This is a genomic window from Undibacterium sp. FW305-107, from assembly GCF_058788535.1.
The window spans coordinates 18,668-41,386 of the sequence record NZ_JBYTAV010000017.1 but is presented as its reverse complement, the minus strand read 5'-3'; the positions used below and the strand labels follow the sequence as shown (position 1 = coordinate 41,386).

General features: G+C 48.8%; 19 protein-coding genes. 14 read left to right on the top strand and 5 right to left on the bottom strand.

Translation table 11 applies throughout. The features are described 5' to 3' along the window. The first annotated feature begins 24 nt into the window (after positions 1-24). Positions 25-1,323 (top strand): mechanosensitive ion channel family protein, encoded by a 1,299-nt coding sequence (locus AC3WQT_RS27025; RefSeq protein ID WP_492708842.1) that lies wholly within the window; start codon positions 25-27, stop codon positions 1,321-1,323. A gap of 146 nt (positions 1,324-1,469) precedes the next feature. Next, positions 1,470-2,672: a DesA family fatty acid desaturase gene (locus AC3WQT_RS27020; protein WP_492708840.1), complete on the top strand. Its 1,203-nt coding sequence runs from the start codon at positions 1,470-1,472 to the stop codon at positions 2,670-2,672. A 355-nt stretch (positions 2,673-3,027) separates the two neighbouring features. On the opposite strand, the gene rpmG is transcribed toward AC3WQT_RS27020, so the two are convergent. The 3 genes from rpmG to radC form a co-directional block, all read right to left on the bottom strand. After that, complete coding sequence (gene rpmG, locus AC3WQT_RS27015; RefSeq protein WP_110257750.1) at positions 3,028-3,195, bottom strand: 50S ribosomal protein L33; 168 nt, start codon at positions 3,193-3,195, stop codon at positions 3,028-3,030. A gap of 25 nt (positions 3,196-3,220) precedes the next feature. Then, positions 3,221-3,457 carry a 50S ribosomal protein L28 gene (rpmB, locus tag AC3WQT_RS27010; protein ID WP_110257749.1) on the bottom strand — a complete coding sequence of 79 codons (237 nt, stop codon included), beginning with the start codon at positions 3,455-3,457 and terminating at the stop codon, positions 3,221-3,223. Between the two features lie 239 nt (positions 3,458-3,696). Then, positions 3,697-4,371, bottom strand: a complete 675-nt coding sequence (gene radC, locus AC3WQT_RS27005; protein ID WP_492708837.1) for a RadC family protein — start codon at positions 4,369-4,371, stop codon at positions 3,697-3,699. A gap of 96 nt (positions 4,372-4,467) precedes the next feature. On the opposite strand from radC, the gene AC3WQT_RS27000 reads away from it, so the two are divergent. From AC3WQT_RS27000 to AC3WQT_RS26970, 7 genes are all read left to right on the top strand, one after another. Further along, positions 4,468-4,923, top strand: coding sequence for an FKBP-type peptidyl-prolyl cis-trans isomerase (locus tag AC3WQT_RS27000; protein ID WP_492708835.1), 456 nt, complete (start codon positions 4,468-4,470; stop codon positions 4,921-4,923). A 9-nt stretch (positions 4,924-4,932) separates the two neighbouring features. Further along, positions 4,933-5,871 carry a 4-hydroxy-3-methylbut-2-enyl diphosphate reductase gene (gene ispH / locus AC3WQT_RS26995; protein WP_492708833.1) on the top strand — a complete coding sequence of 313 codons (939 nt, stop codon included), beginning with the start codon at positions 4,933-4,935 and terminating at the stop codon, positions 5,869-5,871. 532 nt (positions 5,872-6,403) lie between these two features. Next, positions 6,404-7,333, top strand: a complete 930-nt coding sequence (locus AC3WQT_RS26990; protein WP_492708831.1) for a branched-chain amino acid ABC transporter permease — start codon at positions 6,404-6,406, stop codon at positions 7,331-7,333. An 11-nt stretch (positions 7,334-7,344) separates the two neighbouring features. Beyond that, positions 7,345-8,535, top strand: coding sequence for an ABC transporter permease subunit (locus AC3WQT_RS26985; protein WP_492708829.1), 1,191 nt, complete (start codon positions 7,345-7,347; stop codon positions 8,533-8,535). Between the two features lie 11 nt (positions 8,536-8,546). Beyond that, the gene (locus AC3WQT_RS26980; RefSeq protein WP_423011988.1) at positions 8,547-9,317 is read left to right on the top strand and encodes an ABC transporter ATP-binding protein; all 771 of its coding nucleotides are present in this window, start codon (positions 8,547-8,549) and stop codon (positions 9,315-9,317) included. Then, a complete protein-coding gene (locus AC3WQT_RS26975) occupies positions 9,317-10,042 on the top strand; it encodes an ABC transporter ATP-binding protein (protein ID WP_492708827.1) in 726 nt (241 codons plus the stop codon). Before AC3WQT_RS26980 ends, AC3WQT_RS26975 begins: the two co-directional genes overlap by 1 nt. Before the next feature lie 217 nt (positions 10,043-10,259). Then, positions 10,260-11,708, top strand: coding sequence for an alpha/beta hydrolase (locus tag AC3WQT_RS26970; protein ID WP_492708825.1), 1,449 nt, complete (start codon positions 10,260-10,262; stop codon positions 11,706-11,708). Between the two features lie 88 nt (positions 11,709-11,796). On the opposite strand, the gene AC3WQT_RS26965 is transcribed toward AC3WQT_RS26970, so the two are convergent. Then, a complete protein-coding gene (locus AC3WQT_RS26965) occupies positions 11,797-12,354 on the bottom strand; it encodes a phasin family protein (protein ID WP_492708823.1) in 558 nt (185 codons plus the stop codon). A 358-nt stretch (positions 12,355-12,712) separates the two neighbouring features. Between AC3WQT_RS26965 and AC3WQT_RS26960 the strand changes: the two genes are divergently transcribed. The 5 genes from AC3WQT_RS26960 to AC3WQT_RS26940 all read left to right on the top strand — a co-directional run bounded on the left by AC3WQT_RS26960 (position 12,713) and on the right by AC3WQT_RS26940 (position 19,761). Then, positions 12,713-13,144, top strand: a complete 432-nt coding sequence (locus tag AC3WQT_RS26960; RefSeq protein WP_492708821.1) for an acyl-CoA thioesterase — start codon at positions 12,713-12,715, stop codon at positions 13,142-13,144. Between the two features lie 5 nt (positions 13,145-13,149). Further along, complete coding sequence (locus AC3WQT_RS26955; protein ID WP_492708819.1) at positions 13,150-13,842, top strand: nitroreductase; 693 nt, start codon at positions 13,150-13,152, stop codon at positions 13,840-13,842. Between the two features lie 183 nt (positions 13,843-14,025). After that, a complete protein-coding gene (pbpG, locus tag AC3WQT_RS26950) occupies positions 14,026-15,072 on the top strand; it encodes a D-alanyl-D-alanine endopeptidase (protein ID WP_492708817.1) in 1,047 nt (348 codons plus the stop codon). 689 nt (positions 15,073-15,761) lie between these two features. Next, on the top strand, positions 15,762-18,533 hold the full coding sequence (locus AC3WQT_RS26945) for a beta strand repeat-containing protein (protein ID WP_492708815.1): 2,772 nt from the start codon (positions 15,762-15,764) through the stop codon (positions 18,531-18,533). Positions 18,534-18,618: 85 nt separating this feature from the next. Next, positions 18,619-19,761: an OmpA family protein gene (locus AC3WQT_RS26940; protein WP_492708813.1), complete on the top strand. Its 1,143-nt coding sequence runs from the start codon at positions 18,619-18,621 to the stop codon at positions 19,759-19,761. A gap of 94 nt (positions 19,762-19,855) precedes the next feature. Here the strand turns inward: AC3WQT_RS26940 and glnE are convergent, their stop codons facing one another. Next, positions 19,856-22,585: a bifunctional [glutamate--ammonia ligase]-adenylyl-L-tyrosine phosphorylase/[glutamate--ammonia-ligase] adenylyltransferase gene (gene glnE, locus AC3WQT_RS26935; RefSeq protein ID WP_492708811.1), complete on the bottom strand. Its 2,730-nt coding sequence runs from the start codon at positions 22,583-22,585 to the stop codon at positions 19,856-19,858. Positions 22,586-22,719 lie beyond the last annotated feature (134 nt).

The following is a 22,719-nucleotide window of genomic DNA, read 5'->3' as shown; positions in this document are numbered from 1 at the left end:
TCCAATTCATCGTTCCTGCACATTATGAGTACACCCTTACTCGCCAGTTTATTGTCTGACTTATCGAAAGATTTAGGCCAGCCTGATTTTTATTGGCAAGTAGGGGCGGTCGCCTTGTGTTTCAGCCTGGCCTGGTTATTGTCACGTGCACTCAGGCGCAGCTTTACTGCAAAAGACACTGATTCTGGCGTAGTGAAGCTGGGGGTGGAAAGTTTTACCCGTGTACTCTCGCCAGCCCTGGCGATGATTTTTATCCTGATTGCTAAAATGATTTTAGGCAAATGGCAGCATACGCATTTGCTGTCTTTATTATTCCCTATCATCGGTTCATTGGCATTGATACGCTTTGCCTTTTATGTCGTGCGGCAAACCTTTGCCCGCGACGGTTCCATAGGTAACTTCCTTGCTGCATTTGAGAAATTGTTTGCCGGCTTGGTCTGGCTGGGTGTGGTATTGCATTTCACCGGCCTTGGGCAGGAGTTGTTTACCGGCCTTGACGAAGTTTCCCTGCCTATAGGTAAAAACAAGGTATCGTTGCTGACTATCCTGCAAGCGATAGCCTCAGTCGTGGTTACCCTCGTCGTTGCGATGTGGGCCAGTGCCGCGCTGGAAACACGTTTGATGAAGCTGCCGAACGCGCACACTTCTTTGAAAGTCGTTTTGTCACGTGTGGGCAGGGCAGTATTTATCCTGTTGGCCATACTCATCAGCCTGACTCTGGTTGGCATAGACCTGACCGTGCTTTCAGTCTTTGGTGGTGCCTTGGGCGTAGGTCTGGGTTTTGGTTTGCAAAAAATTACCAGCAGTTATGTCTCCGGTTTCATCATCTTGCTGGACCGTAGTATGTCCATAGGCGATATGATCACGGTCGATAAATTCAGCGGACGGGTAACCCAAATCAACACCCGCTACACCGTGTTGCAAGGGCAGGATGGTGGCGAGGCAGTGATACCGAATGAAATGCTGGTGTCCACACCTGTGCAAAATTACTCCCTGAGTGACAGAACTGTAGCAATGTGGACCGATATGACGGTGAGCTATGAAACTGATCTCGACAAGATAATGCCCATACTTGGAGAGGCTGCTGCTACCGTGGAGCGGGTTTGTAAGGACCCCGCACCTTCAGCATATTTGCTGAAGTTTGGTGCGGATGGTTTTGAGCTGCGGGTAGGCTTCTGGATTGCCGACCCTGAAAATGGGCGCTCCAGTGTCATGTCTGCGGTTAACCTGGCTTTGTGGCAGGTTTTGCAAGAGCATAAGGTGAATTTACCCTATGGTCAGAGGGTTGTGACTTTAATTAACAGTCCAGTCAAAGAAACTTGAAGCCAGGCAATAATATTAGTTCTAAAATTGGGGGGATTCCTCTAAAACCGCGTACAATGCCGTCCGATGTCTATAATGAAAAAAGTTGATGGCGTTTTTGCGAAATCAACCAAGATGCCGTCAATAACAATGGAGTACATGTCATTTTGAGCACTTTTATCGATACAGTAGTTGATTTTCTGTCCAATGGACTGACTCGTGCAACGGGTTGGCAGGTATTTATTTTCACCATGGTCGTGACGCATATCACGATTGCCAGCGTGACGATATTCCTGCACCGCTGCCAAGCGCATCGTGCATTGGAATTGCATGCTATCCCCAGCCATTTCTTCCGTTTCTGGTTGTGGCTGACGACTGGCCAGGTCACCAAGGAATGGGCAGCGATTCACCGCAAACACCATGCCAAATGCGAGACGGAAGAAGATCCGCATAGCCCAGTGACACGTGGTATCAAAAAAGTCTTGCTCGAAGGCGCAGAGCTGTATCGCGCAGAATGCAAAAACACGGAAACCATGGAAAAGTATGGTCATGGCACTCCTGACGACTGGATGGAGCGTAACATCTATACCCGTTTTAGCTGGCAGGGCGTGGCTCTGATGCTGATTATCGACTTCATCTTGTTTGGTGTTGCTGGCATTACGGTATGGGCTGTGCAAATGTTGTGGATACCTGTAACTGCTGCAGGCATCATCAATGGTATTGGTCACTACTGGGGCTATCGCAATTACGATTGCACCGATGCTTCGCGTAACATCGTACCTTTCGGTATCCTGATTGGTGGAGAAGAGCTGCATAACAACCACCATACTTTCGGCACTTCAGCAAAACTGTCGTCCAAATGGTATGAGTTTGATATCGGCTGGTTATATATTCGCAGCATGGAAATTGTTGGTCTGGCCAAGGTCAAGAAAGTCGCCCCCGAACCCAAGTTCAAGGAAATCAAGACCGTCGTTGATCTGGAAACTCTGCAAGCCGTGATCACCAATCGTTATGACGTCATGGCGAAATATACCAAGTCCTTGCGTCGTGCCTGGAGTGAAGAAGTAGCAAGCTTGCGCGAGAAAGCCATGTTCGAAGCGCACATGCTTAAATCGACCAAGAAATTGTTGCAACGTGAACCTACCAAGCTCGAAGCGCCTCAGCAGCAGCAATTGTCTGAGGTACTGGCACATAGCCGTGCCCTGAAGACCATGCATGACATGCGCGTGGAACTGGGCTTGATCTGGGAACGTTCTACTGTCAGCCGTGAACAACTGGTACAGCAATTGCAGGACTGGTGTGTGCGTGCAGAAGCATCTGGTATCCAGACTCTGCGTGAATTCTCCCTGAGATTGCGCACTTACGCTTAAAGCTTGTCTGCTTCTTCAAAAACGGCGCTGATGCGCCGTTTTTGTTTTTGCGCGACATTTTTATGCCATCTCCTTCATCTCCAGGCTGTGCGATGTTTGGCTGTATGAAGAAGTACTGTATTGATTAATCGAACCCATTCCACAGGCTCTATGGCAAGTAGTTTTAGTTTGAACGCCTGACAGTTGAACGTTCAGAACAAGCTGCGTTCAAGCACGCGTCGAAGATTGAAGTTGGGGAAAGGATGGGGAGAGAAAATAAGGCGTCTAATTTACTGGCAGTGCTTGTGCACAAAAAGTAGACGCATAAAAAAACCCTGCAGTGCAGGGTTTTTTATTTCTACAAAACTTACCAGAATTACTTGATCTTGGTTTCTTTGTAGATGACGTGCTTACGTGCTTTAGGATCGAACTTCATGATCTCCATTTTTTCAGGCATAGTGCGCTTGTTTTTGGAGGTTGTATAGAAGTGACCTGTACCAGCAGTCGATTCCAGCTTGATTTTGTCGCGACCAGATTTAGCCATGATATTTTCCTAACAATAGTTTAGCTTAAACTTTTTCGCCGCGAGCACGCATGTCAGTCAAAACGGCATCGATGCCGATTTTGTCAATGACGCGCAGACCAGCATTGGACAAACGCAGAGAAACCCAACGGTTTTCTGATTCTACGAAAAAGCGACGATTTTGCAGATTAGGCAAAAAGCGGCGTTTTGTTTTGTTGTTAGCGTGGGATACATTGTTGCCAACCATTGGCCCCTTCCCAGTCACTTGGCAGACACGTGCCATGTTTAACTCCTTAGACGATTCCGAAATTGGAAAAACGCAAGTATAAACAAAATCTCATGAAATATCAACGACTTGCAGAAAACAAGTGTGTCTTATTTAAAAAATTGATTTAACAATTCGATTTTAAGGTTTTCTCCACTGGTAAATGCATACGTAAACTGCTTGTTCTGGCATATCAGATACCCGTGCCGTCAATGTGCCCTGTGTTGCAAAATATCCGAGGGGAAATGAAAAAACACTCAAATCAAACCATGCTCTGCGAAGGAATATACATTCGGATTTGCAACGATGAAATGGTCCAGTACGCACACATCTACCAAAGCCAGAGCCTGCTTAAGGGTTTGCGTGAGGCTGATATCTGCCTGACTGGGTTCGCACGAACCAGAAGGGTGGTTGTGGGCCAGGATGATGGCGGCAGCATTCTGATGCAAGGCTGATTTGACCACCTCACGCGGATAAACGCTCGCGTGGTTCAATGTGCCGCGAAACAACTCCTCTGCCTTGATCAGGCGGTTTTTGACATCCAGATAGAGGATGGCAAAAGACTCATGCGGTTTATTACCTATCATCAGTTGCAGGTAGTTCTTCACTGCCTGAGGGGAGGAGAGCGAAGCATTCTCCTCCAATTGCTCAGAAATTGCCCGTTTGGCCAGTTCCAGCACGGCTTGCAATTGCGCATACTTGGCTGCGCCCAGCCCATGTATGGAAGAAAAATCCTTCATGCTGGCAGCAAACAGGCCAGAAAGTGAGCCAAAGTGCTTGATCATGTCACGCCCCAGGTCAACTGCGCTTTTGCCCTTGACGCCAACCCGGAGAAATACAGCCAGTAATTCTGCGTCCGATAAAGCACTGGCTCCATGCTTGATCAACCGCTCCCGCGGGCGCTGGTCTTCTGGCCATTCATTGATTGCCATCTAAGTTTTCTCCATAGAATGCGGTCCTTACCTCTTAATAAGTTAAAGCTGGCTTACAATATCAAATTCTCAGCCTATTACCTTTAGCTTCATACCATGTCTGCAAATGCTATCCCTACCGTGACCCCCGACGCCTACCTGACCCTGCATTATCGCCTCGCGACGCTGGATGGTGAAGATATACTCAGCACCTTCAACGAACGCCCTGCAACCCTGCAATTAGGTACAGGACAACTGGCTCCTGAACTGGAGGCATCTTTGCTTGGGCTGGAAGAAGGTTCTCATACCACCCAGGAACTGGCACCAGAAAAAGCCTTTGGCCCGCGCAATCCTGATTTGATACAAAGAGTGTCGCTGGCTACACTAAAAGAAAACTCCGCTTTTGGCGAGCAATATGTGATTGGTGACCTGGTTGAATTTGCGGCACCTGCCGGTGGCAAGTTTGCCGGTATCCTGCGTGCACTGGATGACGAGGGGGCATTATTTGATTTTAATCATCCCCTCGCTGGGCAAACCGTGCTGTTTGAAACAAAAATTATCGGGATTCTTTAATCAAAGTTTATGGACAAAGAAATTTTACTAGCTCAGCCGCGCGGATTTTGTGCCGGTGTTGACCGTGCCATCGAAATTGTCGAGCGTGCCTTGCTGCAATTCGGTGCGCCGATTTATGTCAGGCATGAAATTGTGCATAACGCTTATGTCGTCAATGACCTCAAGCAGAAAGGTGCTATCTTCATCGAAGAACTGGATGATGTCCCAGCCGGTAATACCCTGATATTTTCTGCGCATGGTGTTTCACAAAGCGTGCGCCAGGAAGCAGAGTCCAGAGGGTTGACCATTTTTGATGCGACCTGCCCATTGGTGACCAAGGTACATATAGAAGTGGCCAAGATGCGCAAGGAAGGACGTGAGATCATCATGATAGGTCACCATGGTCACCCTGAAGTTGAGGGGACGATGGGACAATCCGAAGCAGGCATGTATCTGGTTGAAACCGTGGAAGATGTCGCGAAATTGCAAGTAAGGAATGAGGAAATGCTGGCCTTTGTGTCGCAAACGACTTTGTCTGTTGACGACACGGCAGAAATTATAGATGCTTTGAAAAAGCGCTTTCCTTTGATCAGCGAACCAAAAAAGGGCGATATTTGCTACGCCACTACCAATCGTCAGGAAGCCGTGAAATTCATGGCACCGCAAGTGGACCTGGTATTGGTGGTTGGTAGCCCGAACAGTTCCAACTCAAACCGTTTGCGTGAAGTCGCTGAGAAAAAAGGTGTGACTGCCTATATGGTCGACAATGCCAGCCAGATCAAACCTGAATGGCTGGAAAACAGTTTGCGTATCGGTGTGACAGCCGGTGCTTCTGCGCCAGAAGTACTGGTGCAGGAAGTAATAGCCAGTTTGCGTCAGCTGGGCGCACGCAGTGTGCGTGCGCTCGACGGTGTTGAAGAGGCAGTGACTTTCCCCATGCCTAAAGGATTATCTGCAGCAAAGATATGATGCTTGTAACTCTCTTAAGTAAGTGAATTTGATAAAAAATTTGTTTTGGCTGTTGTTTTCGATATTTTATTTTGCAAATACGTGTTTAAGATTGCGGCACAATCAAGTTCGGTATTTGCCGGATTTGGCAAAACGTGTATGCTGGTATTCGGCACTTGTGGAAAGTACGTAGCTTGCGGTGGCTTTTTTACCACTGGAAGAAGAGACAAACTATGTATAATCCCGCCGACTTTACTGGGATAACCTTTAAGTCAAAATATATTACAAAAACTTTTACCAAAAGTTGCTGAGGAGAGTTCTACTATGTGTATCAATTACGCCATTACTGCTTCTACTTTGATGACGCGCCTGTTTGGCTAACGCGCGTTCGAATTCCGGCGGCACCCAGACAGGGTGCCGCTTTCCTTATCAGGAATGATTTTTGCTGAAACCTGTTCGTTGTTACTTGATTCTTTCAAGTGGCAAGATGGCAAGCAGTTCATCTCCTGGTTTTTTCAGAAATTCGTTTCGTTCTTAAAGTGAGAAGCAAAATATGGATACCTTTATCCAACAAATTATTAACGGTCTGGTGCTGGGCAGCATGTATGCCCTGGTCGCACTCGGTTACACCATGGTCTATGGTGTACTCAATCTGATTAACTTTGCGCATGGCGACGTACTGATGGTTGGTGCGATGGCAGGCCTGAGTATCATCAAAGTATTGCAAGTGGTTGCGCCTGACCTGCCTGGCATCATCAAACTTATCATCGCGATTCTGGGTGCCATTCCGGTCTGTATCGCAGTCAATCTATTGATAGAACGCGTCGCCTACCGACGATTACGGAATGCACCACGCCTGGCTCCCCTGATCACGGCGATCGGTGTGTCCATCCTGGTGCAAACTTTCGCCATGATGATCTGGGGCCGCAGCCCTATCTCTTTCCCATCCGTGATGTCCTTCATCCCCGTACAAATCGGTGGCGCTGTGATCTCGCAAACCCAGATCGTCTTGCTGGTACTGGCAACGCTGGCGATGGTAGGCCTGGTCTTGCTGGTTGAAAAAACCAAAATGGGTCGTGCCATGCGTGCTACTGCTGAAAACCCACGCGTCGCCGGTTTGATGGGGGTCGATTCCAACAAGGTGATTGTTGCTACCTTCGCCATCGGTGCTGCACTGGCTGCGATTGCTGGTGTGATGTGGGCAGCGAACTATTCATCCGCACAGTTTGCCATGGGCTTTGTACCTGGCCTGAAAGCCTTCTCGGCAGCGGTACTGGGTGGTATCGGGAATATTTATGGCGCGATGGTAGGTGGTATCGTGCTGGGTCTGATTGAAAGTCTGGGTGCCGGTTATATCGGTGACCTGACTGGTGGTGTGTTAGGTAGTCACTATCAGGATATTTTTGCTTTCGTCGTTTTGATCATCGTACTGACCTTGCGTCCATCCGGCATCATGGGTGAGCGTGTTGCTGACCGTGCGTAAGGAGAAAATCAATGTCAACCATATTTGATGTAAAAGCTAATCCAACCAAGGCTTACGCCAGCTTTGCTGTGCTGGGCGTGGTCATGGTCTTGTTCCCATTCGTGGCCGCCAATTTTGGTAATTCCTGGGTCAGGATTATTGACTTCGCGCTGTTGTATATCATGCTGGCGCTAGGTCTAAATATCGTGGTCGGTTTTGCCGGTCTGCTGGATCTGGGTTATATCGCTTTCTATGCCGTTGGTGCTTATCTGGCTGCGATTTTTGGCTCGCAGCAGTTCGCGACCATTCTTGAGTCTTTCGTCAATAATTACCCGGTAGTGGGTGAGTTCCTGGTTGCTGTGTGCGGGCCGGAAATTACCAAAAACGGTATTCACTTGTCAGTCTGGATCATCGTGCCATTTGCGGCGGCGATTGCAGGCATGTTTGGTGCCTTGCTTGGTGCGCCAACCTTGAAACTGCGTGGTGATTATCTGGCGATCGTGACCCTGGGTTTTGGTGAAATTATCCGTATTTTCATGAACAACATGAATGCACCGATCAATTTCACGAACGGCCCACAAGGGATCAACATGATCGATCCTATCCGTATCTTTGGTGTATCGCTGGGTGGTGAAGAAGGCTCGAATGCGACAGTACGTTTCCTGGGCATGAGCATGCCTTCAGTAAATGCGTATTACTTCCTGTTCCTGTTCCTGTGTATCGCGATTGTTATCGTCTCGCTGCGTTTGCAAGATTCCCGTCTGGGCCGTGCCTGGGTGGCGATACGTGAAGATGAGATTGCGGCAAAGGCCATGGGTATCAATACCCGTAACGTCAAATTGCTGGCCTTCTCCATGGGCGCTTCTTTTGGTGGTGTTTCCGGTGCGATGTTTGCCAGCTTCCAGGGCTTCGTGTCACCAGAGTCTTTCTCCCTGATGGAATCCATCGTGATTCTGGCAATGGTGGTCTTGGGCGGTATTGGTCATATTCCAGGGGTTATTCTCGGTGCGGTATTGCTGGCGGCTTTGCCAGAGGTATTGCGTCACGTGGTTGAACCAGTACAAAACCTGATTTTCGGTAAAGTCTGGATCGAAGCCGAAGTATTGCGTCAATTGTTGTACGGCTTCGCCATGGTTGCCATCATGCTTAATCGTCCTGCCGGCTTGTGGCCTGCACCGAAGCATGAAGATCGTATGGCAAAGACTAACGAAGCGGCAGCTTAAGGAAGATCAAGATGACTGAACAGACTATCTTAAAAATCGAAGGTGCCAATAAGCGTTTTGGCGGCTTGCAGGCGCTGTCGAATGTCGGCATTAATATCAAGAAAGGCCAGATTTATGGCCTGATAGGCCCGAACGGCGCAGGTAAAACAACTTTTTTCAATGTCATTACTGGTTTGTACCAGCCTGATACTGGCACTTTTGAACTTGATGGCAAACCATACTCGCCATCAGCACCGCATGAAGTGGCCAAGGCTGGTATCGCCAGGACTTTCCAGAACATCCGCCTGTTTGGTGAAATGACTGCTCTGGAAAACGTCATGGTAGGCCGCCACATCCGTACTCATCAGGGCGTGTTTGGTGCGGTATTCCGCCATCCTGCTGCGCGCAAAGAGGAACTGGATATTCGTAAGCGTGCACAAGAATTGCTGGATTTCGTCGGCATAGGCCAGTTTGCCAGCCGCACGTCAAAGTTCCTGTCTTATGGTGATCAACGCCGCCTGGAAATTGCCCGTGCACTGGCAACTGATCCAAAACTGCTGGCGCTGGATGAACCAGCCGCCGGTATGAATGCGACTGAAAAACTCGCCCTGCGTGAGTTGCTGGTCAAGATCAAGGCAGAAGGCAAGACGATTTTGCTGATCGAGCATGACGTCAAATTGATGATGGGATTATGTGACAGGATGACTGTTCTGGATTACGGTAAGCCAATTGCAGAAGGTTTGCCAGCAGACATACAGAAAAATCCGGCAGTTATTGAAGCGTATTTGGGAGGTGGTCACTAATGGCTGAGAACGTATTAAAGATAAGCAATCTGAAAGTTGCTTACGGCGGCATCAAGGCCGTTAAAGGGATAGACCTGGAAGTCAACAAGGGCGAATTGATTACCCTGATTGGCGCCAATGGTGCGGGCAAGACCACGACACTGAAAGCCATCACCGGCACGCTGCCCGCTTGCAAAGTGGAAGGCGAGATCATTTATCTTGGTGCTTCCATCCGTAACGTCAATTCCTTCGAGATGGTGAAAAACCATCTGGCCATGGTGCCAGAAGGCCGTGGTGTGTTTACTCGCATGACGATTCTGGAAAACCTGATGATGGGTGCGTATATCCGTAACGATAAAGCGGGTATCAATGCCGATGTGGAAAAATGGTTTACGGTTTTCCCACGACTGAAAGAACGTGCTGCCCAATTGGCAGGTACCTTGTCCGGTGGTGAGCAACAGATGCTGGCCATGGCACGCGCACTGATGAGCCACCCCAACCTGCTGTTGCTGGATGAGCCATCCATGGGTTTGTCACCTATCATGGTGGAGAAGATTTTTGAAGTCGTGCGTAATGTGTCGGCCCAGGGTATCACCATCCTGCTGGTTGAGCAAAACGCCAAACTGGCCTTGCAGGCAGCCCACCGTGGTTACGTCATGGATTCTGGCGCCATTACCATGAGTGGCAACGCCAAGGATATGCTGAATGATCCTAAGGTCCAGGCAGCTTACCTGGGTGAAGGCTAGTACGAGCTAAGCGATTTACGAAGTAAGGTAAGCCCGCTGCATGGCATTGCCGTGCCAGGGCATTTCAAATACCTGCAAGTAATTGCAGGTATTTTTTTGTCTATTTTTTCTCACTCAGCGTCATTCGTCGATCTCGCAGCGGCAGATGTCATTTACAATCGGAAAGGCAAGTGAAAGTCACATCACAGCGTGCATGATTCCAGCGAGGAGTAAGCAGATGTCAAATCAGCTCAAGCGCTTGTTTAGTTTATGGTTCTCCCCATGCTTCCCCATTTTTAACTGCCTGTTATTGTGTGGTTTATTATTGTCCTGCGCATCTGCTCCCAGACCTGATTTATCACGCCTCTACAGATTGAGTGACCGGGCTGCCGATAACACGCCTGTCATTCTCATCCCGGGGTTGTTTGGCTCAAAGTTGCGCAATCGCCGAACAGGCAAAGAAGTCTGGCCCGGATCTGCGACGGACGTGTTGTTTGGTGACTATCGTCAACTGGCCTTGAAATTTGACCCGCTAACTCTACAGGTACTGCCTGATGATCTGGAAGCTTTTGATGTCGCTGACAAGGTGCTCGGTCAGGATATTTATGGCCCCATTATCAGTACCCTGGAAAAATTTGGTGGTTATGTAAAAGGAGTGCCAGGTACACCTGTTCGCAAGGGGGAACGCCGCTATTACCTGTTTCCCTATGACTTCAGGCAAGATAACAGTGGTCATGCAGTAGCGTTGGAAGCTTTGATCAATCAGGTCCGACGCGATTACGCCAATCCCCAATTGCGGGTTGATCTGGTAGCCCACAGCATGGGGGGACTGGTTGCGCGCTATTATCTGCGCTATGGCATTGCTGACGTACTCAGCGGTGAACATGAGCAAGTAACGCTATACGGTACGACACGGGTACGCAAGCTGGTGTTGCTGGGGACGCCTAATCTTGGTTCCGCTTCTTCCTTGCATGCCTTCCTGAGTGGAGAGCCGATAGGCCTGGGACGTATCCTGCCTGAAGTGCTGGCCACGATGCCCAGCGGTTACCAGTTATTTCCTCATCCTCTGGTGACCTGGCTCATCGATGCGGATGGCAATGTCCTCGGCGATAATCTGTTCGATATGGCAACCTGGCAACGTTATCGCTGGAGTCTTTTTAATCCTGAAATACAAGCACGCATACAGGGGCAGGACACCGCCATGTCAGGCATGCCTCAGAAAGATCTGGAGCGTTTCTTTGCTTACCGGTTGGAGCGTGCCCGTCGCTTCATGTGGGCTTTGTCTACGCCAGAACCCGAAACACCGATACGCTATGTCTTGTTTGGTGGCGATTGCAGTTTGACACCAGCACGCCTGATGCTGGAAAAAGAGGGTGAGCAATTATTGACCAGACTGGATCCTGCCCATATACGCAGACCAGTTGCTGGTGTGCGGTACGAAGAGCTGATGCTGGAGCCGGGAGATGGCCGGGTTACCAAGCCATCTTTGCTGGCAAGGGAAACCCTGGATCCGTCGGCTGAACAAAGCGAGGATAGTTTTATTCCGATTGCTTACTGGTTTTTCTTGTGTGAAAACCATGTGCAACTGACAAATAACATCAATTTTCAAGACAATCTCTTGAATGTCTTGCTGACCCGTTCTTTGCCTTGGGAGAATTCTCCTGCACAAATGCAGTCATTACCTTAAGTTCGGATGAAATAAAAAACCCCGCAATATGTGCGGGGTTTTGTTTTTATGCGCTGTAAAAGCGCATGGCAAGGATGAAAATACTTGCTTATTTCTTTGCAGCTTTTGGTGCGGCGGCTTTAGTTGCAGTCGAGACCGCATTGTTCAGATTAGCTTCGAGCGCTTCAACAGCTTGCTTGGTTGTTTTGCTGATGTGATCGTAACTGGCGTTCGCATTGTCTATCGATGTTTTGAAGAAAGAAACAAATTGCTCGGAACCTGCGGGAGCATTTTTGGATACTTCATCGATCAAAGACAAAACTTTGCGATTGGTTTCTGCGATTTGTGCTTCAGCAGCATGTGTAAATTCTGCCTGTGTGCTGGAAGTGATATTTGCCAGGTGACGGCTGTAAGCCAGTACTTTTTCAGCAGTAGGTTGTGCCTGGGCTGCGGACAGATTGAAAAATTCTTGTGGGTCTTTGGCTGCCAGTAATTGCTTGGTTGCGGCAGAGCTTTCTTCCAAAGAGGATTTGACGGCATTCAAATTCAGTTCGATGAATTTCTCTACGCCTTCAAATGCTTTGCCTGTCAATGTAGTGAACAGAGCAAGTTGTGCATCGAAATTGGCTTTAGTTGCTGCGGAAATTTGTTCTGGTGCAGTAAACATGGACGTCTCCTAAGTAGGAAAGTGGAATACAAGAAACCTGGCGATTGCTAAGTGGAATGTTGCAGCGCGGACTTAATTAATAAACCATGAAATTGTGCGATGCAATAAGTTACATTCTATTGATTCACAAAATGAAGTCAAGATAAATTTGTGCGTCGCAATATAATAATTATTCATTTGGAAATACTTTTTAATAAATATACAAACAGGAAAATGAAAACATTGAAAACATTTTTCCTGAGGCAATTATGTATGGCAATTATGACCAGAAAATGAAGTGTGTTGCCTATGTTAGACTTTCGTGCTGAGACTTGCGCTCGGGCAATTCATTTTCTAATCATAGTAGGGTGGGCAGACGATGGCGATACAAGCAAAAACCAGAAAAGACTTTAAGCATTTCCATGCGATTACCACACGCTGGATGGACAATGATGCGTATGGGCATGTTAATAATGTTGTTTATTACAGCTGGTTCGATACGGTCGTGAATCAGTTTCTGATCACCAATGGGGTGCTGGACATAGAGAACAGCCCTGTCATTGGCCTGGTCATAGAAACCCAGTGCAATTATCTGGCGTCGGTGGCTTTTCCTGACGTTATTGAGGCTGGGGTTGCGGTCAGCAAGTTGGGTAATTCCAGCGTGCGTTATGAAGTAGGTATTTTCAAGAGTGGCGAAGACAGTGCGGCTGCCCAGGGGCATTTCGTTCATGTGTATGTGGACAGGGAAAATCGGCGTCCAACGGCCATCCCTGCTGCCATGCGCCAGCTTTTGCAAACTATAGAGGCATAACCCCTATGATCACTTCAATAACACAGCAAGTGGTGGATGAAGCCATCACGTCGCGTCGCTCCATTCGTGCGTTTTTACCGACGCCGGTGGCTCGTGAAGATATTGAGCAAATACTGGAAGTGGCTGCACGTTCCCCTTCTGGCAGCAATACCCAGCCATGGAAGGTATATGTACTGACAGGAGAAAAACTGCAAGCATTGTCAAATGCCATCCTGGCGGCGCATAACAGCGAGGGGCAGGGCGGACATGAGCAAGAATATAACTATTACCCCGTCAAATGGGTGACGCCTTATCTGGAGCGCCGCCGCAAAGTGGGGTGGGACTTATATGCGTTGCTAGGCCTGGGGCGCGAGAACAAAATGGGTATGCATGCACAGCATGGCCGCAATTACGCGTTTTTTAATGCGCCTGTTGGTTTCATCTTCACGATAGACCGGGTGATGGAGCAAGGCTCCTGGCTGGACTACGGCATGTTTTTACAAAGTATCATGGTCGCCGCACGTGGTCGTGGCCTTGATACATGCCCACAGGCAGCATTTACCCAGTATCACAAAATTATCTTCCAGCAATTACGATTGCCTGAAGATGAAATGCTGGTCTGCGGTATGTCATTAGGTTATGCGGATCATAGCAAGATTGAAAATACTCTGGTGACTGAAAGAGCCAGTCCATCAGATTTTGCTCGTTTTATCGATTAGAAAAGATAATTGAATATTTTATGGAAACTGAATTGTGAAATTTGTTTAAAAGTCAGAATGTTTTTGCAACTTAGTCTAATACAACTAATGAATAAGCTTCGCTAACTCCTTATTTTCCTTGCGGAATTTCCGAATTTTGCTACACTGCACTATCTTTTTGGCATATCTGATCTGGAGTCATTAATGGTGAAATTTGCCCGATGTGCAGTGGTTTTCTCATTAATCGCGCTCTTGCCAATGGCTAGCGTGCTGGCTGCCACAAACTCACACAAAAATTCTTCCAAAAAACATGCGACTCACGGCAAGACGCATGCGGCTTCTCACAAAAAAATTGTTATTCATACCGCATCGGGCACAGTGGTCAAGCGTACCGTTCTTGTACATGGCAAGCGCAGAGTGATTACTGAACGTGTTGCACTGGTGCGTGAAGTGCCGGACAGGCCAAGTATGGGCGATAGTGCAGGCTTGAAAAATACCCAAGATCCTTTGGATCTGAAATCGAATGTGGCCTATGTGGTTGATCAGGACAGTTCCAAGGTCTTGTTTGAGAAAAATTCCGACGTTTCCCTGCCTATCGCTTCGATTACCAAACTCATGACCAGCCTGGTTGTGGTGGAGGCTCACCAGGACATGGATGAGCAGATAGAAGTGACGAATGATGACATCGACAAGGAAAAAAATACCAGTTCCCGGTTGAAGATCGGTGCCAAACTCTCGCGTTCTGACATGTTGCATATCGCTTTGATGAGTTCAGAAAATCGCGCAGCTTCAGCACTGGGGCGCAATTATCCAGGTGGTTTGCCTGCATTTGTCGCAGCCATGAATACCAAAGCCAAACAGTTGGGTATGTCGGACACGCATTATGTTGATTCCAGCGGTCTCTCCAGCCAGAACCGCGCCAGCGCACGGGATTTGGTCAAACTGGTGAATGCTGCCTATCAGCATCCTGTCATCAGACAGTATTCCACTGATTCAAAATATGTCGTCGCACCGGGCGGCAAAAATCTCGAATACGGTACTTCCAACAAATTGGTGATTAACCCTGCATGGGAAATTGGCCTGCAAAAGACTGGTTATATTGCCGAAGCTGGCCGCTGCCTGGTTATGCAAGCCATTATCGAAGGTCGTAATATCGTCATGGTTTTCCTCGATTCCAAGGGTAAGTATTCACGTCTGGCCGATGCAGACCGCATGAAAAAATGGCTGGAGACAATCAAACCCCATGTATGAAATTCATGCTCAGGAACAAGTATAGCCAGAGGTAAAAACTGGCATCATTTTAGATTTCATTAAGATACCCGCTAAAAGCGGGTATTTTTTCGCCCATATTCATCCTTACTTCCGCAGCCTTCCGCAGGCTTATTTCAGCTTTGCCGGGGTGCACCTACATTTTCAGCTTGCTTTGATGCTCGCAAACGAGCTGCCAGGCATGATTTTCCGCAGCTCACTTTTTTGGCATCACGTGAAGGCTTTGTTGATAAGTATGAATATTCTGTTTTGTTATTAGTGTACACAGGCAAGTCCATCGCTGCAGGTCATCTGTTTGCCTTTTGTAAAAACATTCGCATGTGTTGTTTAAAAAAACAATTAAAAATTCAATTGGATTTTTGTGCGCTATCGCACAGATCGCACATGGAGAAAAGAGAGATAAGGGATGCTTGATACCTTACTCAAGCAGAAATTGCCTGGTCAATCTGTCAAAGTCGGACGGATAAAGACTGCCTCCCACATGTGAAACCAACGTAACCAATGAAACCTATCTTGGTTAGCAATTTCACTTCAGGTCGCTTTCCGAAATAAGAAAGAAGCACCGTATTGCGGCCATACCGAAATTACTCGGCACCGGTTTCACCTGATAAAAAAAGGCAAAAATGAATATCCTACAGCGCTACCTGAGGCCGCTTGCGTGCGTCTCTGCAATGCTCATCACATCATTCGTTGCAGGTTGCGGCGGTGGTGATCAAGGCCGCGATCCGATTTTGGGGTTGCCGTCGACCACTCTGTCAACTCTTACCGTCAGTCCGGCAACTGCCACAGTAGCAAGCGGCGGTATGCAACAATTTGTCGCTACAGCGACCTTTGCCGATGGTGTTTCCCGTGATGTCACAACGGCTTCCGTGTGGAGTTCTGGCAGCCCTGCAATAGCTAGTGTCGTCAGTGATACCGGCGTTGCCAAAGGTCTGGTGAGTGGATCTGCGATTATCACCGCTAGCTTCGGTGGCAAACTTGCTTCTGCTACTGTGACAGTGTCGCCTGCATCTCTGCAATCGATCAGCCTGCTTCCGGCAAATCCTTCTTTAGCTATCGGTGGTAAGCAGCAATTCTCGGCGATGGGAACTTACTCTGATGGCACCACCAGTGACATTACAGCGATCTCCAGCTTTACGTCGGCAACGCCTGCATCGGCCACGATCAGCAGCACTGGATTGGCGACAGGTGTAGCAATCGGATCGTCGGTCATTGCTGCAGTGTCTGGCGCAAGGACGGCAACAACATTGCTGACTGTAACACCGGCAAGCTTGCTTTCCATTGCTTTGACGCCCGCTAATCCGGCTATGCAAATAGGCACGACGCAACAGCTGACTTCTACGGCTAAATATTCAGATGGCAGCAGCGTGAATGTGACTGCGGCGACCAGCTTCAGTTCTGCCACACCTGCCAATGCAACAGTCTCGACTGTCGCAGCCAGCAATGGTCTGGTGACTGCAATCGCTACTGGCCCCTCTGTCATTACGGCGACGTTTAATGGCATGAGCACGACAACGACCATCAACGTCAGTTCTGCCGTGTTGCTTACTATTACCGTGATACCACCTAATGCTAATGTTGCAGTTGGCAGTACCCAGCAATTTGTCGCCAGTGGCGGTTATTCTGACGGAACAACAGCAAACATCAGCAATGGCGTGACCTGGGCGACAAGCTCACCTCTGGTTGCAACTGTCTTGCCAAACGGTCTTGCTACTGCTGTGGCTACCGGCCCTTCGCTTATAACAGCAACGCTGGGTGGTAAAACAGGTTCTGCCGCATTGACTGTCGTACCTGCTGTTACCCTGAACTCTATCGTGATCACCCCCGTCACTGCAAATCTGGCGATAGGTTCTACCCAGGCATTCGTAGCGATTGGTACTTACTCTGATGCCAGCAATGTCAATGTCACGAATTTGGTTACCTGGAGTTCTGGCAGCAGTTCGGTTGCAAGCATATTGTCGACTGGCGTAGCTACAGGTGTGACGGCAGGTACATCAGTCATCACAGCGAGCCTGAATACGAAATCGGCGACAGCCACACTCACAGTTGTATCCAGCCCGGCCTTGACTTCAATATCTATTGCTGCACCACCAGCCAGTTTGCTTGTTGGTGCAACACAGAATCTGGTGGCAACGGGTAGTTATTCGGATGGCAGTACCGCCAATATTACAAACTCCATCACATGGAGTTCTGGTGCAAGTACGATTGCAACGGTGAATGGAAGTGGGCTGGTGACTGCAGTCTCTCCTGGAACTACACCTGTTGTGGCGATATCCGGCACTAAATCTGCTTCAGTGACGATCAATGTTTTGCCGGTTGCAACTTTAAATTCCATCGCGGTGACGCCAGCCTCGCCTAGCATAGCTGTCAATGGCGCACAGAGTCTGGTCGCTACGGGCAGCTTTGCAGATGGCAGCAGCCTTAACATCAGCAATTCTGTCACCTGGGCTTCAGCCAATGCGGCAGTTGCCTCGGTATCAGCAACGGGAGTCGCCAATGGTTTGTCTGGCGGTACGGCTGCCATTACCGCCAGTTTTGCTGGCAAGCTGGGTAGTGCCAGCGTAACAGTCACGCCGGCCGTCACTCTGACAGGCATTACGCTTGCGCCAGTCAATGGCTCAGTACCTGCTGGATCATTGCAGCAATTTACGGCGACCGGCACTTATTCAAACGGTACAACAAACAACATCAGCAGCACGGTAAGCTGGAATTCAAGTGTTGGTAGTGTAGCCAGTATCTCGTCCAGTGGACAGGCTACGGCAATTGCTGCAGGTGTGACAAATATCACGGCAACGCAAGGTGTGCAGACAGCAAGTACCAGTTTCACCGTAACAGCAGCGCCAGTGGCAAGTATCAATCTTGGTGGTGCAGCCAGCTTTGCTGTATTGGCAGGCGCATCGATTACCAATAATTCTGGTGGCATTACCCTGGTAAGTGGCGACGTAGGTGCGCCATCGCAGACGGTTGATCCGGTACAGACAGCAGGTTTTAGCAACTACAAATCTGGTGCGATATTGACTACCGCATTGGCTGATCTGCAAGTTGCCATTGCTGATGCGAATAGTCGCACCTGTACTGTCAATTCCGCCAGCGGCATTGATCTGGGCGGGCAAACTTTTACGCCTGGTGTGTATTGCTATGCCGGTGCCATCACTATTACCGGTACTTTCACGATGAATGGTCCTGGCCTGTACCTGTTCCGTAGTAGCTCTACTTTAAACACGGCTGCGAATTCCATCGTTGCTTTGAATGGTGGTGCTTCGGCAGCCAGCGTGTTCTGGGTGCCTGTATCAGCAACAACCCTTGGTGCAAACAGTGTGTTCAAGGGGAACATCATGGGGCAGTCTGCAGCCATCACGATGGGTGATACTGCGACGCTGCAAAACGGACGGGTATTGTCGGGTAGTGCAGTGACATTAAAAAATAATGTGATCGCTCGTTAAACACGTATGGATTTTGAAAGAGTTCATGGTGAGCTCTTTCAATAAACGTCTCAATAAACTCAGGCAAACTCATCAGGAGAAAAATATGGCGCTGCCAAAAAAATTAGTAACACTTAACTTGTTCGCTTGTGCACTTCTTGTCAGTCAACTGGCACAAGCTGATGAACCATGGACCAACCAGGATTGGGCAGACAGTGCGTGGTATATAGGTGCGGGTGCTGGTCGTGCAAATACCAGTATTGACAAAGACAGACTGGTGCGCAGCCTGATGGACAATGGTGCAAGTTCGGTGACATTCGGATCAAACGAGCGTGATACTGCCTTCAAGCTTTTTATGGGCAAGCAAATGAATAGATACTTTGCCATAGAAGCAGGCTACTTTGATCTTGGTAAGTTTGGGTTCAATGCAACTACTACGCCACCAGGCTCTATCAATGGTGAAGTTGGTTTTCGCGGTTTTAATCTGGATCTGGTGGGGCAGTTGCCATTGTCTGAGCGTTTCTCTTTGCTCGGACGAGTCGGTGCAAATTACACCAGGGCTAATGCTCATTTCAGCGGCAATCGCCTGTTCGCGATAACAGATCCCAATCCTACTGAGAAAAAACTGAACCCAAAAGTCGGTGTTGGCCTTGAATATAAATTCACGCAAGCATTGGCAATACGTGGTGAAGCAGAACGATATCGCGTCAACGATGCTGTCCATAATCGTGGTGATGTAGATTTTTATTCTTTCAGCCTCGTCTACAAGTTTGGCAAGCCAGCCTATGCCAGACCAGTAGTCAATGTAGCACCACCAATACCTGTGATGCAACAAGACCCCATCCCAGTTACGGTTGCGCAAAATTCACCTCCACCGCCAAGACCACAACCGGTATCTGAAAAAATTACCTTTAGTGCAGAGGCTTTGTTTGACTTTGATAAATCAGTTGTCAAGCCACTGGGCAAACAAGTACTGGATGATTTGTTGAATAAGCTGCAGGGCATGAATACCGAAGTGATGATTACCGTCGGTCACACTGATTCGGTAGGCAGTGATGAATATAATCAAAAATTGTCTATCCGTCGTGCCGAAGCTGTAAAAGCCTATCTGGTGAGCAAAGGTATTGACACTACGCGCGTCTACACCGAAGGTAAGGGCGAAACGCAACCTATCGCTGATAATAAAACAAGCGAAGGGCGCTCAAAAAACCGTCGAGTGACTGTGGAAGTTGTTGGTTCACGTCGCTAGCGGAAAATAAGGAGGTATCTTTATCCTTCTTATAAAAACTGCAAAAAAATGACGTTCAGAACATAAACTGAGCGTCATTTTTTGTTCTGCTAGATTAAGCGAACAGACTATCCCATAGAGCTTTTGTCGCATCCGCTTCTTTGCTGACCCTTTCGCTTTCCACCCTGGCGCGGTCTTCACCTTGCAGCCGTATTCCATGCTGCAATTTGCGGAATAGTCTGTACGCATCTGAAGTTTGATTGGCCAGATGCAAGTCAATTAAACCCAGCTCGCCGCAGCGTCTTAATAAGGCGATATTGCCTTTGTTGGCCGTTAATTCCGGATACTGGTTTGCATATTTCAATACCAGAAATTGCACGATGAATTCTATATCTATCATGCCGCCCGCATCCTGCTTGAGGTCAAACAGGTCGCTGCGATTGATATTCGCGTCATGCATTTTTTTACGCATGCTGATAACTTCAGTGCGCAGCTTGTCTATGTCTCTTTGCTGGCGCAGGACCTGTTCGCGTATCTGCTCAAACTGTGCACCTATATTTGTATCGCCTGCACAAAAGCGGGCCCGTGTCAGTGCCTGATGCTCCCACAGCCAGGCAGATTTCTCCTGGTACCGGGCAAAGGAGGAGACTGAAGAAACCAGCAAGCCACTGGCACCGTCAGGACGCAGGGCGATATCAATATCAAACAAAATACCCGCAGGGGTGTGGCAGGTCATCCAGGTAATGAAGCGCTGCGCCAGTTTGGCATAATTGGCAGGTGCATCCTGGTCTTCATCTTCGTACAGGAAAATCACATCAAGGTCGGAGGCATATCCCAGTTCCTTGCCACCTTGTTTGCCATAGGCGATTACGGCAAAGCTGGGTTCCGCTTTGTGTCGGGTGGCGATAGTTAGCCAGGCAGACTGCAAGACTGCTGCGACGATGATGTCAGCCAGTTGCGAGAGCTCATCAGCCAGGTGCTCTACGCTGAGCTGGCCTTCCAGATCTTGCGCCAGCAAGCGAAATTGCATGGCATGGTGCATTTCACGCAGGGTTTCCATCTGCCTTTCGGTGTCGCCTGCGTGTTGCGCCAGATGTTGTTGCAAGTCCAGGCGGAATACTGACCAGTCCGGCCGTTGATGGAGAGAGGATTCATCCAGCAGCTCATCTAGCAGCAGGGGGTGGCGGGTCAGGAATTTGGCTGCCCAGTCAGAGGCCGCCATCATGCGTATTACCCGCGCCAGTGCATGTGGATATTCAGTCAGCAGTGCCAGATAGGCAGCACGGCGGGCTATGGCCTCCATGAAATCAAGCAGGCGGTTCCAGGCCAGTAATTGATTGCTGTTTTGTCTGGCGATAATGTTCAGGGCATTGTTCACCAAAGCCACCAGCTTCATGCGGCTGGCCTCGGACAAGGATTGCACCTTGGGGGATTGCCAGGTTGCCACAAGCCTCTGACTAAATGCCGCCGCATCCTGTGCTGAAAATTCCAGCCCTGCCAGATGGGCGGCAATCAATTCGTCACTGTCTGGGCTGGACAGGCTGACTGCCAGCATACCCTGTTCATTCTCGCTATTGTTTTCGGCTTTGTCGCGAAAGATGGCATCAAATTGTTCGGCGATGAATTCACGATGCGGGCGCAACTGATCCAGGAGTTCATTAACACTGGCACAACCCATCATTTGTGCAATTCTTTGCTGATCTTCATCCCTGGCAGGGAAGGTATGGGTCTGGGCATCATCCAGATATTGCAGGCGATGTTCCAGATTGCGCAAAAAGGTATAGGAGTCCAGCAGTTTCTCTATGATGGAGGCATCCATGATGCCTTTTTCAGCCAGGGTCTGCAAAGTCTGGCGGGTAGAGCGCTCACGCAGGCTGGCATCGCGGCCACCGCGTATCAGCTGGAAGACTTGCGCCAGAAACTCTACTTCACGTATACCACCCCGACCCAGTTTGACATTATTGCTACGCTCGGGATGCTTGGTTTCCTGACGTACTACTTCAGCCCTGATCTGGGCATGCATGGAGCGCAGGGAATCAATCGCACCATAATCGAGATAACGGCGATAAACGAAGGGGCGGATAATTTTTTCCAACGCAGCGATATCATCGGCATTGCCTGTCATTGCCCTGGCTTTGACCCAGGCATAGCGTTCCCATTCGCGCCCCTGTATCAGGAAATACTCTTCTATCATATTGAAGCTGGCCACCAGGGGGCCAGATGCGCCATTCGGGCGCAATGCCATATCGACGCGGAAGCTATAACCGTCTTCAGTCACTTCAGAGATGGCGGCGATGAGTTTTTTACCCAGGCGGCTGAAGTACTCATGATTTGACAGGCTGCGCTGGCTGGAGTCTGTCGTCTGTGTTTCGCCATCTTCGGCATAGCAAAAAATCAAATCGATATCAGAAGAAACGTTCAGTTCATAGCCACCCAGTTTGCCCATGCCCAGCACGATCATGGCTTGCTGTTTGCCACTTTCTTCTCCTATGGGGATGCCATGCATGGCCTGCATTTCGATATCCAGGGCTTGCAAATGTTGCTGTACGACAAAGTCAGCAAACAGGCTGATTGTGGTGATGACTTCATTCAGATCGGCCTGACCACATAAGTCGCGTTTAATCAGAGTGCATACCACCAGTTTGCGCAAACGGCGCATGGCTTTGTTAAGAGATGCACCTGCGTATATTTCTTTTTGTAAAAACTGCGCAAAATGCGCCGGGCTCAAGGATAATTCAGAAACTTGCTGCAACTGCTCATTTCGGCTGGCATCTGCCTCCATGCAATGATTGAAAAAGCGGGAAGCCTGAAGAATTTCGGCGTTCATGGTGATGCTTGCAGTCATAATGGGGCTGTTCTGGTCAGTGTTGTGATTGATTTTAAGCTATAAGCGGCGGGCAGAGTGGTATTGGCCGCCAGGGCTAGGCAACAGACGGGAAATAAATTTATACTCCTTGGGAGTATAAAAATCATTACGGT